The organism is Paenibacillus sinensis (genome assembly GCF_019904155.1).
In the GTDB taxonomy this organism is placed as follows: Bacteria; Bacillota; Bacilli; order Paenibacillales; family Paenibacillaceae; genus Paenibacillus_AQ; species Paenibacillus_AQ sinensis.
Genome location: NZ_JAHCMB010000215.1, coordinates 1 through 279, shown reverse-complemented (window position 1 = coordinate 279; position 279 = coordinate 1). Strand labels below are relative to the sequence as shown.

Sequence of the window (279 nt, the reverse complement as noted above, 5' to 3'; positions counted from 1 at the left end):
CCACAGCCTGGCGCTGAAGAGTGACGGCAGTGTATGGGCATGGGGTTACAACGGCAGCGGTCAGTTGGGAGACGGAACGACTGTGCAGCGAAACATCCCGGTAGCCGTGAAAGCAAACACAGCGCCGCAAGTTACGGTGACGGCACCAGCGGGAACACAGGCAAGCCCGGCGGCGGTGAATATTACGAAGCCGACCATTGGCTGGAGCCAGGTGGACGCGGAAGCGACAACCTTTACCGGGTACCAGGTGCAAGTGCTGGATGAGTCGGGCGGCGTGGT

General features: G+C 61.6%; 1 pseudogene. It reads left to right on the top strand.

Annotated features, from left to right (window positions below):
- Positions 1-279, top strand: a pseudogene (locus KIH86_RS26000) (RCC1 domain-containing protein); the annotation flags it as partial.